This is a genomic window from Seongchinamella sediminis (genome assembly GCF_003457605.1).
GTDB lineage: Bacteria > Pseudomonadota > Gammaproteobacteria > Pseudomonadales > Halieaceae > Halioglobus > Halioglobus sediminis.
This window is the reverse complement of sequence record NZ_QRAN01000023.1, coordinates 1-13,602: the sequence shown is the minus strand read 5'-3', so window position 1 is coordinate 13,602 and position 13,602 is coordinate 1. Positions and strand designations below refer to the sequence as shown.

Sequence of the window (13,602 nt, the reverse complement as noted above, 5' to 3'; positions counted from 1 at the left end):
GAGATTCAGGCCTGGTTTCGCTCACGCGTTTGGCCCGCCCACGTGATTTCAGGTGTCCGGAAGCCTTACCGGGACGATCAGCTTACGGGAGGCCACCACACCGTTGTCGGGGGGGTTGCCTGGGTTGTGACCGGCAGCTTGTTCCGCTTGCTGCGTGGACCAGGGGCCAGCAATCGGGCGGATATTGTGACGGTTACCGGCCCTGGCCGCTGGCAAGATCAGGTATCGGGCGCAACGGGGTCACAGCACAAGGATGCAATTTATTGCATTGCCCTGCCATCGGCGCTCGCGCATTCAATAACAATATTATGTTAAATATGGTTTTGCTGAAGAGTCGTATAACCGCAGGCAGTTGCGCCCGGTTCGATCATGGGCCTTTTCTGCGTGATGCGTCCCACACCTTGACGATGCCCCCCAGGGTGCCGATGTAGGCGGCGCCGTCGGGCGTGATGGAAATGCTGCCGTAGTGATTGTTGAACTTCTTCCCTACCCCGGTCAGCACCTTGAACGCCAGCTCCCCCGTGCCCAGGTCGACGGCAATCAGGTACCAGGCGTGCATGTCAGCCGGATTACTGTCGTCGCGGCCGTAGATGTACATCAACCCATTGGCAAGTGAGGCCTTGGGTACGGACGAGGGACCGCTGATCTCCAGGTTCTCCCAGGCGAGTGCGCAACTGTCCGCGCTGCGATCAATATCGATTCGCGCCAGGCCGGGTTCGGCATCGAAATTATCGTAGGGCCCCTGGTAGCCAAAGTTATTCTCCACGATGAAGCTGTCGCCAAACGCGACCAGGGAGTTTTCCGAGGTGCCCCGGTCGGGCTTGAATACCGGCAGCTGGCAGAACAGCGGACTCTCCCCTGCCGCTGGCTGCTGGCGGTAGACCACGACCTTGATGCGCCCGTCGGCGTTGTCGGTAATGGCGACGAAGTCATTGCCCAGTAGCGTGGGGGTGGTACCCGTACCGTGCCCCATGGTGCCCGGCTTGGGGGCGGAGCCGCGGTCGTATACTTCCCGCCAGTCCACTTGTGGGCGGCCATCGGCGCTGCGGCTGAAGCGGTACATCGCATGGTTGGAGGCCACAAACACGCCCTGGGCGCTCACCGCCAGGGCGTTGTCAATGCCCTCGCCCGCCAGTGCCATTACTGCGATGTCACTGCCGTCGCGATCCGCCACGCCCACCAGGCCGCTGCGGGTAATGAACCAGTAGTCGCCCTGCCAGTCCGGCATTACGTCTATCACCCGGTGCTCTTCGGGGCGTATCGCATCCAGTGCCGCGCCGAGGGGAATGCTCTGCGCTTTTGCCCAGCGGAGATCGCCGCCCTGCCCCACCAGCTGCCACAGCTCGATCGCGGGTGCATTGCTGGCCAGCAGCACCCGGCCCTCGTGATCCTGGTGAAAGTAGACACCGCCGCCAAACTTGTTGCCAGTTGGCAGCCAGAAGGTGATCTTTTCCCTGGCCAGCACAGCCAGTGAGGCCGGGTCACGGGCGACGAGGGTCACGCCAAACGGCGTTACGCAGGTTGAAAGCAGGCGCCCCTGCGGATCAAGAACCGAGGACACGCAGCTGCCGACAATGGGATGAAACCAGGCACTTGTTACCTGGGTGTTGTGCCCCAGCGGTCCAGCCCAGCTATAGGTATCACTCTGGTAACTGTCGTTATGCATGCTATTGCTGCCGCCGCGAGCAAGGAAAGGATGGTCCTCCGGCGGGACCGCCGCGATGGGCCGCGCCTGCTGCGGCTGGCCGATAAAGGTCCTGACAGAGGCGACCTCCCGCGGCGAAAAGTCCCCCGGTATGGGTCCATCAACGTTGCGGGTAAACCAGGCCAGGGTTGCCGCCAATGCCAGCGCCAGGACCAGCATCACCAGAAAACTACGCACTAACATAACTGCATTCCTCCGGCTGAATCAGGAGCGGGGCCTTGTTTCCAGTTCAACAAACAGCCCATCAGATGCGGCGGCAGTCGACCAGGCTCCTGCTCTATGGTAGATGGCGGTGCCCCAGGATGCCTCATTATACTCAGCAGCGATCGCCCGGGTTATGCCGATAAGCGCGGGAAGGCGTCAATTGGACTGCCGGCGTTCGACAGATTGAACCGGGCTGGCCCTGGAGCTCAGGTATTCTAGTCATCGCCGGGGCGCCTGTCCCGGGGCAAGCTTTGCCGCACCAACACTCTGGAGTATTGAACCATGTTGAAGACCGCGTTGTATTTACTGGCCGCTGCCTGCGCGCTTGTGGCCTGGCCGCTGGCGGCGGACGAACGGCCCAATGTTATTGTGATCGTCGCGGATGATCTGGGCTGGAACGATGTCGGTTATCACGGTGGTGACATCGATACCCCCTCCCTGGACTTGCTCGGCCGGGAAGGCATGCAACTGGACCGCTTCTACACCACGCCAATATGCTCGCCGACGCGCGCAGCCTTGATGACCGGTCGCGATCCGATGCGACTCGGCGTCGCCTACGGGGTGATCATGCCCTGGGATAGCAACGGCGTGCACCCGGATGAACATTTCATGCCGCAGAGCTTCAGGGCCGCGGGTTACCAGACGGCCATGGTCGGCAAGTGGCACCTGGGTCATGCCCAGCAGACCTATCACCCCAACGAGCGTGGTTTTGAGCACTTCTACGGGCACTTGCATACAGAAGTCGGTTTCTACCCGCCTTTCTCCAACCAGGGCGGCAAGGATTTCCAGCGTAACGGGGTCTCCATTAACGACGATGGCTATGAAACCTTCCTGCTTGCCGATGAGGTCTCCCGTTACATCCGCGAGCGGAACAAGCAAAAGCCCTTCTTCGTCTATATGCCTTTTCTCGCGCCCCACACCCCGCTGGACGCGCCGGAGGATTTGCAGAAGAAGTACAAAGACATCAATACCGACCTGGCACCGGCTCGCTCCGCAACAACCGACGCCACCCGCGAAATGGCCAAGAAACGCGGCGAACCGAGCGCCCGGCCCATGTACGCCGCGGTGGTCGATGCCATGGACCAGGCCATCGGGCAGGTGCTGGAAACCCTGCAACAGGAGGGTATAGACGGCAATACCATCGTGCTGTTCATGAGCGACAATGGTGGCGCGGCCTACTCGCTGGGTGGGGCTGACAACGCTCCGCTGCGCGGCGGCAAGGGTGAAACCTTCGAGGGCGGAATTCGGGTCATATCGCTGCTACGCTGGCCTGATCAAATACCTGCCGGCAGTAAACTGGAGCAGATCATGTCGGTAATGGACGTGTTCCCGACGCTGGCGGAAGCCGCCGGAATCAACGCGAATAACCGGCGCCCGCTGGACGGCCGTTCGATGTGGCCGGCTATCAGCGAGGGCAAGACACAGGCCCGTGAAGACTACCTGTACTTCGCCTCGGAAATACCCATTTATGGCCACTTCAACCTCACGGCTTTCAATGATGAATGGAAACTGGTGCAGGAGATTGAGCAGGGTCAACTGACCACCGAGGTCAGGAACTACCTGTTTCGGATCGGGGAGGACCCGAACGAATACAACAACCTGGCCGAGCAGCACCCGGAGGTGGTGGCTATGTTAAGTCGACAGATTCAGCAGTGGCGCGCATTGCACCCGATTAACGGCATACGCGGCCAGATCGCGCCGCCACCGGGGTGGCGCGCGCCACTGGATTGGGCCACCTACCCCATTCCCCTGTCGGAACTGCAGCAGGCGCCGACCACCGGCGCGCCGCCGTCGGAGGCCTCGCTGCGTACCATGGATTTTCTCCATGGAGAAAGCGGGCGCATCATGTACGACTGCCCGCCGCCGAAGGCGACCCTGCGTGAGACGCTGGCAGCAGAGCCCCAGTGCCCGATTACCGGCCGCATTCCACGCTATTGATCGCGGCATGGGGGACCCCAGGGGGCAACACCGCGAGGCCTTGCCCCCTGGCGGCAATCAGAAGCTGTAACGGGCACCGAGGTAAGCGGCTGCGCCGGCGCTGTTGAAACCAGGCACCTCGACATAGTCCTCGTCGGTGAGGTTCTCCACCCGACCAAACAGGTGCAGGCCCTTCACCACGCGCCAGTCGGCGCTGAGGTCCACCACCTCGTAGTCAGCCAGTGCTTCGCCGCTGGTGTCCACGGCATCGTAGGCACCACGGACGTTAAGGCCGATTGCAAACCGCTCTGCTGCCGTCGCCCACTTCAGGCCCAGGTTGAATAACTGTTCCGGGCGCCGGGCGCGCTGCTCGCCGTCGAAGTCACTGGTGTCGTTATAGGTGTAGTTGGCATTGAGGCTGAAACCCAGTGCCAGCGGCGCCAGCGCCACCAGCTCCACGCCTTTCGATTCCGACCTGCCCTGGCCCTGCAGGTAGCCGGAAAAGAAATCCAGGTCAAAGTAGATTTCCTTGTCTATGTCCTGGTCGAAGTACGTGGCCTCCAGGTAGAGGCCGTTGTCCATGGCCCACACCAGCCCCAGGTCATAGCCCTCGCTCTCTTCTGCGTCCAGGTCAAGCTCGCTCGCTGGCGGGAACCCGGTTTCGTTGTAGTTCAGCTCGTACAGGCTGGGGGCCCGGAAGCCGGTGCCGTAGGCGGCTTTGATCTTCATTTCCCCGGGGCCGACCGGCAACAGGTAGGCGCCGCTCAGGCGATAGGTGGTATGGCTGCCGAAATCCTCGTTATCGTCATAGCGGATGCCCGCGGTGACGTAGAGGTTGTCCAGGTGATTGCCCTGGTACTCGGCGTAGTAACCTTCCTGGTCGCGCTCGCGGTCGGCATAGCCGTTGTCAAAGGCGTCGGTGCGAAGGTCGACACCGTATACCAGGTTGATATCCTCACTGGCCTTCCAGGTACCGGTATAGGTGGTGCGATCCAGCTCCCCTTCCCCGTTGCCAAAACTGGGAGCACCGGCGGCGAAAAACTGGCGCTCGGTGTCGGAGTGGCTATAGGCCAGCTGGTGCGTCAGGCTGCCGTGGGCGTAGGACAGCCCGACCCGCCAGGCCTGCTGTTCGTATTCGTTGATGCAGTCGTTGCTCAAGGCAAAGGTTACCGCGTTATAGCAGTTGTCGTATTCGCCTTCGCCCTCGACATCCCGGGCGACCAGTTCCAGGCGCAGGTCTTCCGTCACATTGAAACCGAGACGACCGTGCAGGCTGGTATTGTCGTAACCATCCCGATCGCGGGAAAGGTCATCCGCACGTGAATTAAAACCCTCAGTCTCGTAGTCCGCGGCGCTTGCCGCAAAATCGACCCGGTCATTGCCGCCGGCAACGTTGGCGCTAACGCGCTGGCTGTCGTAGCGTCCGCCCTCGGCTTCAACCGAGCCGCTAAAGCCGTCTGTCGCCCGCCGGGTAGTGATGTCGATCACCCCGCCGGCGTCAGCGCCGTACATCAGGCCCTGGGGGCCGCGCAGGATTTCAACCCGGTCCACGCCGGCGCTCATCAGGTGCTCGAAATTCGGGCTCATCTGCAGGTTGGATGGATCAGAGATGTCGATACCGTCGATGTAGGCCCGGGTGCGATAGCCCTCCTCCCCGCGGATCCTGACAGCGGAGGGTGTGCCCATGCCGCCGGTATTGGTGACCGCGACGCCCGCCTGGGTGCGCAGGAGTTGATACAGCGAGGAGTAACCGCGAAAACGGATCTCATCGGCGGACAGGGCTGACACCGAGGTGCCGATCTCCCGCAAGGGCATGGGCACCCGGGAAGAAACCACGATAATCTCCTCCAGCCGGCTTTCGCCCTGGGCGGACACATTACTGGCGGCCGCCAGCGCAAGAACAGTTACAAGCTTTTTCACTTTGAATTCCTCAATTGCCTGGAATGGGGCGACTGAGGGAGGGGATCAGGAGATACAGCGCTGGGCTGGACAACCATGTATGAAGCCCTCCGCTCCATCGTTGCTCAGTCCTGGCTGGTTTCGGGCTCTCAGCGTGTGCTGTTGACCGTTGCGGGGGCAGCGGAGGAGGATACGGGGTATCACCTCACTTCCCATTTAACCTGACTTGACCGGCAGTGGGCCGGGGGTGACAGGCACCAGAACCGGGGCGCACTGTAGGCAGTTTGGGCCAGCCTGTCAAACTATTGTCCGGCCGGGTCGTGATAGTTATTCCGGCTTCGCAATTTACCAGGTGGCTGGTATGCCAGGCATGGCGACTAGACTAGAGTAACTGTGAACACAGATGGAGTCTCGCATGGCTGACAATCGACAACTTTGGCTCAACCTGTTGCGGGAACTTGAGCAGCGCCAGCAGGCAGCGGAAGCGATGGGCGGGCCCGAAAAAATAGCACAGCAACAGGCGCGCAACCGGCTGACCGCACGGCAGCGGCTGCAGCGCCTGTTCGACCCCGGCAGTTTCCGGGAAATCGGCGCCCTGGCCGGCGGCCAGCATCCCGGCGGGGATGCCCCCCTGGCAGGCGACGGTGTTGTCGGCGGCACCGGTCGGGTCCATGGCCGCAGCACGGTGGCGCTGGCCGAGGATTTTACCGTCAAGGGCGGCTCGATCGGGCACGTCAACGCGGCGAAGAGAACGCGGCTGGTGCGACTGGCGCTGGAGCAGCGCCTGCCCCTGGTGATCATGCTCGACGGTGCCGGCGAGCGGGCCGGCAACGGCCGTGAACGCTACCCCAACACCCCCAATGACTTGCAACTGGTCGCCGACTTGCAGGGCGTGGTGCCGGTGGTGTGCATGGTGCTGGGAGCCTCCGCCGGGCACGGTGCGCTCACCGGGATGTTCGCCGACTTTATCGTCATGGTAGAGGGGGCCTCGCTGTTCACCGCCGGCCCGCCGCTGGTGGAAGCCGCACTGGGGCTGCGGCTTACCCCCGAGGAACTGGGCGGCGGGCAGATGCACAGCCGGGAGAGCGGCGTGGTGCACAACCTGGTAGCTAACGAGAAGGAAGCGTTCGACCAGGTTCGCCGTTACCTGTCGCTGCTGGCCGGGCAGCGCCAGCCGGCGGACGCGGCACCCTCTCAGGAGGCGCTACTCGACCTGCTGCCGCCGGCTGGCGCCCGGGCCTACGATATGCGCGCGGTGCTGGAGCTGTTAGCGGATGAGCAGAGCGTATTCGAACTGCAACCGGCCTTCGGGGAGTCCATTATCTGCGCCCTGCTGCGTTTGGGCGGCCACGTGGTCATGGTGATTGCCAACCAGCCGCTGGTGCTGGCTGGCGCCATCAACCGCCAGGCTGCGGAAAAGGCCAGTCACTTTATCGGAGTGGCGGATGCCTTCGGGCTGCCGCTGCTGAGCCTGGTGGACAACCCCGGTGTGTTGCCGGGACCACAATCGGAGGCACAGGGCGTGTTGAAAGCGGCGGGCCGCATGTTCAGCGCCCAGCGGCGATTCCGCGGGCAGAAAATTGTCGTCACCCTGCGCAAGGCGTTCGGTTTTGGTTCCTCGGTAATGGGCATGAACCCCTGGGACCGGCAGGCGATCAGTATCGCCCTGCCCTCGGTATCTCTCGGCGGCATTCCCGCCATCGGCGGCGCCCGGGCAGCCGGTGCCAGTGACGAGGAGCAGGCGCAGATGCTGGCGCGGGAGGCCGGGGCCTGGGTCCCCGCCGATGCCATGGCCTTTGACAAGGTGGTCGATCCGCGGGAGTTGCGGGCCGAGATCATCGATGTGCTGGGGCGCAGCCAGGCGGAAGAGAGGACTTTTTAAAGCGCAGCTTGCAGGCTGTCGCTCAGTGCGCTCCCAACCGGGCTATACTGCTGGCGATGAAAGGGTTTATCGCGGAACTCAGGCGCCGGAACGTGCACCGGGCGGCGATCGCCTACCTGGCGGTGGCCTGGTTGCTGGTGCAGGTTCTGGAAACCACCTTGCCGATATACGATCTTGATGAATCGCATATTCGCTGGGTTGTTCTCGCCCTGTTGATTGGCTTTATCCCTGCACTCTGTCTGGCCTGGGTATTTGAATGGTCTCCGGGCAGGTTACGCGCCCAGGCGGACATTGATCGCGACCCGGAAATTGCCGGGGGCGGCAGCCGTAAAAGCGACCTGGTTATCATCGCTGTGCTGGCGATGGCGGTACTGTTCTTCGCCATCGACAAGTTTTTGTTGAGTCCTGCATCGCCCTGGATAGGACCGCCAACAAAGTCGATTGCGGTACTGCCGTTTGATGATATGACGGCGGCACAGGACCAGGCATATTTTGCCGATGGCCTGGCCGAGGAGTTGTTGAACCTGCTCGCGCAAAACCCCGCACTCAGGGTGGCCGCCAGGACCTCATCGTTCAACTTCCGCCATTCAGGGCTCGCCATCAGCGACATCGCCAGCCAACTTAATGTGTCACATGTGCTTGAAGGTAGCGTTCGTCGTGACGGCGAGCAGGTGCGCATCACAGTGCAGTTAATCGAGGCCAGCAGCGGCTTCCATGTCTGGTCGGAGACCTATGAGGAGGCATACAGTGACATATTTTCAATCCAGGACAGGATTTCACGGCAGGTAAGCGCGACCCTGGAAGCCGCGATCCTTGGCGATCAGCTATACCGAGTCCGCCAGGCTGATCCACATGCCTATACCCTGTATTTGAAAGGCAGGTATCTCGCCCGCAGTGGCAGCCCGGAAAAGATGATGGAAGCGACAAAGTTGCTGCGCAAGGCGCTGGACATCGATTCCCGGTATGCGCCGGCGTGGGCGGAGCTGAGTGGCCTGTATCAAAACCAGGCAGCAGAAGGCCTCATCGATTACGATCACGGCTACCGCCAGGGGCGTGAGGCGGCCCAGCGGGCGGTCAGTGTGGATCCGGACTACGCGCCGGGTTACGACCAGCTCGCCTGGGCTGCATTCTGGTACGATGCCGACGTGGAAGCAGCCATTGATTACCTGCAAAAAGGCTTTCAGCTGCAGCCGCAGAATCTCGACCTGGCGAGCGGCGCCGCCACCATACTGCAATCCCTGGGGCGGATAGACGAAGCGATAAAGCTGCATGAGTACAGCGTTGCGGCATCGCCGCTCGACGCCGTGGCGACTTATAACCTGGCCCTGGCCTATAAATACGCCAATCGCCTGGATGAAGCGGAGCAGGCCTTTCACTCCGTGCTTCGCCTCAGCCCGGAATATGCCAATGTCCGCTATCACCTCGGCGAAATTCTGCTACTCACCGGCCGCACTGAGGAAGCGCTGGCTATCTGGGCGACAGAAAACGACGCCACTCATCGGGTAAAAGGTCGGGCACTGGCTTATTACAGCCTCGGCCAACAGACGCAGGCCGCTACCGCGCTGGACGAATTGATCGACCAGTGGGGTAAGAAGTGGCCATCAGAAGTCGCCCATGTCTATGCCTGGCGGGGTGAACTCGATGAGGCATTCAGGTGGCTGGAACTCGAGTATGCAACCTACGGTGCCGGCGGTTGGGGCGAATGGAAATTGCAGCCGCTGTACAACAACCTGCGCCCTGATCCACGCTGGCAGGCATTTCTGGCGCGAGCCGGCGCCAGTGACGCCCAGCTGGCCAGGTACCAGCTTGAGGTGCCAGCACTCGATCAGGAGATTGTAAGGTGACCACTGGGACACTCGCACGGACCGATAATAAAACAGTAACAGGAGTAGCAATTGGACATCGAACTTGGCAAAGCCAGTGAGGGCCCACTCAAGGGCATTCGCGTTCTGGATGTCACCTCCATGATCACCGGCCCCCTGTGCAGCCAGATGCTGGGCGACCTGGGCGCCGAGGTGATCAAGATCGAGCCCACCCACGGCGAGGTGGCGCGCTGGATGATGCCGCCGGAAAACGGCGGCCTCACCGGCTTCTACTACCAGATGAATCGCAACAAGCGCAGCCTGGCGCTCAACTTACAAAAGGAAGAAGGTATTGCCATCCTCAAGCGGCTGGCGACCGACGTGGATATCCTGGTGGAGAGTTTTCGCCCTGCCTATGACCCCATCGCCCAGGGTCTGGTGGGGATGATGCACATACAGGGCAAACGGTTTGGCGGCAAACCGCAACTGATCCAGTCCGCTATTGTTGACAAGACCACCGCGACCACCGCTGCCGGCATCGCTATGGCGGCACTTTATGCCCGGGAGAGCATCAACGGCAGCGGGCGTGGCCAGCGCGTGGATGTACCGATGATCGACGCCTGCGCGGCCAATTCCTTGCCAGATATGCTGCCGGTAGACAGTTTCCAACCCTCGGAGCTGCCGGATGCGGAACCACTGGCGGTGTTGCGCACTTTCGCGACCCTCGACGGCCACGTGGTGGGCATGGCGCTGCAGGACAATCACTTCGAGGGACTTTGCCAGGCGCTTGAGTGCGAGCACTTGCTAGAGCGCGAGGGTATGCGCAATGTCGGTGAGCGCATTAGCGATTTCGGCCCCTGGCTGGATGCCATCGAGGAAGAGATCGGGAGTTGGCCGACGGATGAACTGCTGGCCCGCTTCGACGCCAATGGCGTTACCTGCGGCAAGGTAAAAACGATTCGCGAATTCGCGGAGGATCCCCAGGCCAGGCACAATCGCACCCTCTTCGATGCCGAGCACCCGGAACCGGGCACCCTGCGTTATGTGCGTTACCCCGGCCACTTCTCCGATACGCCGGCCAGCCTCACCCGCCATCCGCCCCGGCTGGGTGAGCACATTGCCGAGATTCTCGCTGAGGCCGGGTTCAGTGAGGAGGAAGTGCAGTCGTTTGAGGCAGCAGGGGTCATGCTAAATTATCAATCTTGAGTCGGTGACCATGTCAGACCCAGTCCCACTTTTCGAGCCAGATCGTCACCGCGCGGTGAGTGCCACACCCTGGGATGAAACCAGGGCGCGACACGAAATCCAATCCCTGGTTGATGCCGTACTCTCTGCCCGTTCGGCAAGTGGGCTCTGGCCAGGTGAAGAGGAACTGCCCCTGAGCCTCTACGCCGGTGTTGCGGGGATCGCCTGGACGCTCGATACCCTTTACGCACGGGGTTACCTGGAGCAATCTCTACCTGAACTCTGCGCAACTCAACTGGCGGCTACCCCAGAACGCCTGAATTATGATGCATTATTTGCAGAATATGGTGTGCCGCTCTCCCATTCCTTTTATCTCGGCGATACCGGGGTTTACCTGCAGGTCTGGAAGGAAACCGGCAAGCCAGGCCTGCTGGACCGGCTCGATGAACTGATTGCTGCCAATATCGGGCATCCCTGGATGGAAAACCTTTGGGGTGCGCCCAGCACCATGCTGGTGGCCAGTCACCTGTATGCTGCAAGCGGCGAACAACGCTTTGCCGATCATGTACGCCGGGGCGCCGCCTACCTCTGGGAGAGGCTCGAACCCGAGCCGCAAAGCGGCTGTGCCATGTGGCATATCGAACTCTACGGAGAGCAGACCTGGCTGACCGGCGCGGGACATGGTTATGTGGGAAACGTCTTTCCACTGTTGCGTTCACTGGAACTGTTCGATGAAGAAATGCGCAAGCAGTGGCTTGATAGTATTGCAAGCACTGTGACGCGCACTGCGCAACGCGAACAGGGTCTTGCCAACTGGCCACCCAGTATCGGCAAGGCGCGGAAAGGCCGCGACCGGAATCTGGTCCAGCAGTGCCATGGGTCTCCGGGCTTTGTGATTAGTTTGTCTGCGCTCTATGGTCGTGGTTATGAGGACGTTGACCAGGTCTTGCTGGAAGCCGGCGAACTAACCTGGAAGGCGGGACCACTCAACAAGTATCCAGGCCTGTGCCATGGCACGCCGGGTAATGGCTATGCCCTGCTGAAGTTGTACCATCTGACGCAGGATGCGCGGTGGCTGCAGCGCGCGCGTCAGTTTGCGGTATCGGCGCTGGAGCAGCGCGCCGAGTACGCCGAGTCCAGGCGCGCGAGCAATTCGAGCCTGTGGGACGGTGACATGGGGCTCGCCCTGTTCCTGGCGGATTGTATCGATGCCAGGGCCGATTTCCCCACCCTTGACTATTTCTAATCAAACTTCAAAAAAGCCAGTAAAAACAGAGCGAAACTGCAGAAACACGAGCCGATCGCATCATCCTGCTGGCCGGCCAGATCAATGCTGCCAACCATCGCCTACTTAAACTTATCGCCGATTTCGACAGACGCAAGGGCTGGCGCAAGCAGGATGATGCAGTTGAGGGCTTACCGTGGCAAGACCGAGGCCGCAGTGATGTAGCGGCTTATTGATCATTTGCCCTGGGCTTTTTCCAGTTCGCCGGCGATGGCTATTTCGCTGTCGCTGACAACTGTCCTCGGTAACCAGCGATATCATAGTGCTGCAGTGGCTGGGCTATCTGCTGGATTCCGAGTGTATATACGTGGAATGACACACCGTGTTAGTGGTATTGCTACCGCCATCACGCCAAAACAAGGCGTCTACCGCCATACCGAAGTCGCAATCCTCTCCTCGCCAGTTGGTGACAGCAGTGCCCTTATCAACCCCGGGCGCGATGCTGCTCAAGGCCTGCGCAGACGATTCCGCGGAATCGTGGGGAAACTGTGGATAGAAGCTGCTTTCAATTTCCTCGCCTGAGGGCCTCAAGAAAGTCATCTGAGTTTTACCCTTGTTTTTACTCGCACTAATAGAGAAGCTGCCACTGTGTAATTGCCGGTGGTGGTAGCGGCACAGGGTGACGAGGTTGTCCAGGCTGGTCTCACCGCCATCGGCCCAGTGCTGGATATGGTGAAAATCAACGTACCGAGATTCGCAGCAGCCTGGAAAACGGCAGGTTTTATCGCGCGCTTTCAATGCCCTGCCGATATGGGCAGGCACCGTGCGGCTGCGACGGCCGATATTGAGTACCTCGCCGTTTTCGTCTTCCAGCACGGTGAGCAGGCTGGCATCGCAGGCCAGCCGTCGGGCGGTGTCCGGGGAGAGCCAGGTCTTATTATCGAGGTGGCAGTGCTCATGGGCGCAGTCGGTGCCTTTGCTGTGCTGCCGCAGGGTGTTGATATCCACATGCAGCATCACCTGGCAGCGCTCGCTGCCTGTTAGTCCCCGCTGCTCGCCATCCCTGGTGTAAGTCGCCAGGAAATGTTCGCTCATGGCTACCAGGGCGTCCGCACGAGTGTGGCTGAGTAAGTGCTGGAATTGCTCTGTCTTTGCCTTCGACTGTGCGGGTGAAAACGATTCCGCGGAATCGTTTTGGGCTTGTTTTTGCGCTGCCTGCTGCCCGGGCAAGGCTATCGCCTCGATGGCCTTTACCAACAGGGAGCCGGCTTCAGGGGGCAGTTTTGCGTGGATGATCCACATACCATCATCGCCCTGGTAGTAAAGCAGTTCCCGTTGGTTTTCCTGCTCCTGCTCAACAGGCTGATCCGGTTTTTGGCATACCCCGCGGTATTTTTTCACCACCTGTTCCACATGGCTGGCGGTGCCCTGGCGGGCAATATAGAGCAGGTAATCCTCGTTCGCCGGGGTCGCCACGCGGGTCATGGCGCGGACCTTGGAGTAGCTGATCTCGCCGGCGGCGAAGGCAGCATCAATTTGCGGCAGGTTTTCAAGGCAGTGGGCTACCCGCACTCTTTCCCGGGCGGCAACCAGGGCGATCCCGCATTTCCAGTTCAACCAGTGGGCACAGGAGCGCAGCGTGCCACCACCACTCCAGCCCTTGCGCCGGTCAAACTCCGCGATGAGCTTTAACAGACGGTGGTTGGCGGCATTGATCTGGCCGGCCAGCAGGGTGATGTGATCGGCCAGGTCCTGGTCGGTTTCAAGTTCGGCAGGAAGTGCG

Annotated in this window: 8 protein-coding genes and 1 riboswitch; of the genes, 5 read left to right on the top strand and 3 right to left on the bottom strand. The window is 61.1% G+C overall.

All coding sequences use genetic code 11. From position 1 onward, the window contains the following. Nucleotides 1-367 precede the first annotated feature (367 nt). Nucleotides 368-1,888 (bottom strand): hypothetical protein, encoded by a 1,521-nt coding sequence (locus DWB85_RS16820; RefSeq protein ID WP_239017363.1) that lies wholly within the window; start codon nucleotides 1,886-1,888, stop codon nucleotides 368-370. A gap of 303 nt (nucleotides 1,889-2,191) precedes the next feature. Between DWB85_RS16820 and DWB85_RS16815 the strand changes: the two genes are divergently transcribed. Then, complete coding sequence (locus DWB85_RS16815) at nucleotides 2,192-3,847, top strand: sulfatase-like hydrolase/transferase (RefSeq protein ID WP_117956885.1); 1,656 nt, start codon at nucleotides 2,192-2,194, stop codon at nucleotides 3,845-3,847. A gap of 57 nt (nucleotides 3,848-3,904) precedes the next feature. Here DWB85_RS16815 and DWB85_RS16810 read toward each other — a convergent pair whose 3' ends face one another. Continuing rightward, the gene (locus DWB85_RS16810) at nucleotides 3,905-5,746 is read right to left on the bottom strand and encodes a TonB-dependent receptor plug domain-containing protein (RefSeq protein ID WP_239017362.1); all 1,842 of its coding nucleotides are present in this window, start codon (nucleotides 5,744-5,746) and stop codon (nucleotides 3,905-3,907) included. A gap of 95 nt (nucleotides 5,747-5,841) precedes the next feature. Continuing rightward, a riboswitch (cobalamin riboswitch) is annotated at nucleotides 5,842-6,002 on the bottom strand. A 138-nt stretch (nucleotides 6,003-6,140) separates the two neighbouring features. Here DWB85_RS16810 and DWB85_RS16805 point away from each other — a divergent pair. Genes DWB85_RS16805 through DWB85_RS16790 form a run of 4 tightly spaced genes read left to right on the top strand, consistent with a single transcriptional unit; the run spans nucleotide 6,141 to nucleotide 11,840 of the window. Then, complete coding sequence (locus tag DWB85_RS16805; RefSeq protein ID WP_117956881.1) at nucleotides 6,141-7,607, top strand: acyl-CoA carboxylase subunit beta; 1,467 nt, start codon at nucleotides 6,141-6,143, stop codon at nucleotides 7,605-7,607. 56 nt (nucleotides 7,608-7,663) lie between these two features. Beyond that, nucleotides 7,664-9,451 (top strand): tetratricopeptide repeat protein, encoded by a 1,788-nt coding sequence (locus DWB85_RS16800; RefSeq protein WP_117956879.1) that lies wholly within the window; start codon nucleotides 7,664-7,666, stop codon nucleotides 9,449-9,451. Nucleotides 9,452-9,502: 51 nt separating this feature from the next. After that, the gene (locus tag DWB85_RS16795) at nucleotides 9,503-10,615 is read left to right on the top strand and encodes a CaiB/BaiF CoA transferase family protein (protein ID WP_117956877.1); all 1,113 of its coding nucleotides are present in this window, start codon (nucleotides 9,503-9,505) and stop codon (nucleotides 10,613-10,615) included. Nucleotides 10,616-10,670: 55 nt separating this feature from the next. Further along, on the top strand, nucleotides 10,671-11,840 hold the full coding sequence (locus DWB85_RS16790; protein WP_162846175.1) for a lanthionine synthetase C family protein: 1,170 nt from the start codon (nucleotides 10,671-10,673) through the stop codon (nucleotides 11,838-11,840). A 318-nt stretch (nucleotides 11,841-12,158) separates the two neighbouring features. Here DWB85_RS16790 and DWB85_RS16785 read toward each other — a convergent pair. Then, nucleotides 12,159-13,602 (bottom strand): HNH endonuclease signature motif containing protein (locus DWB85_RS16785; RefSeq protein WP_133300659.1); only part of this gene is annotated, 1,444 nt, incomplete at its 5' end.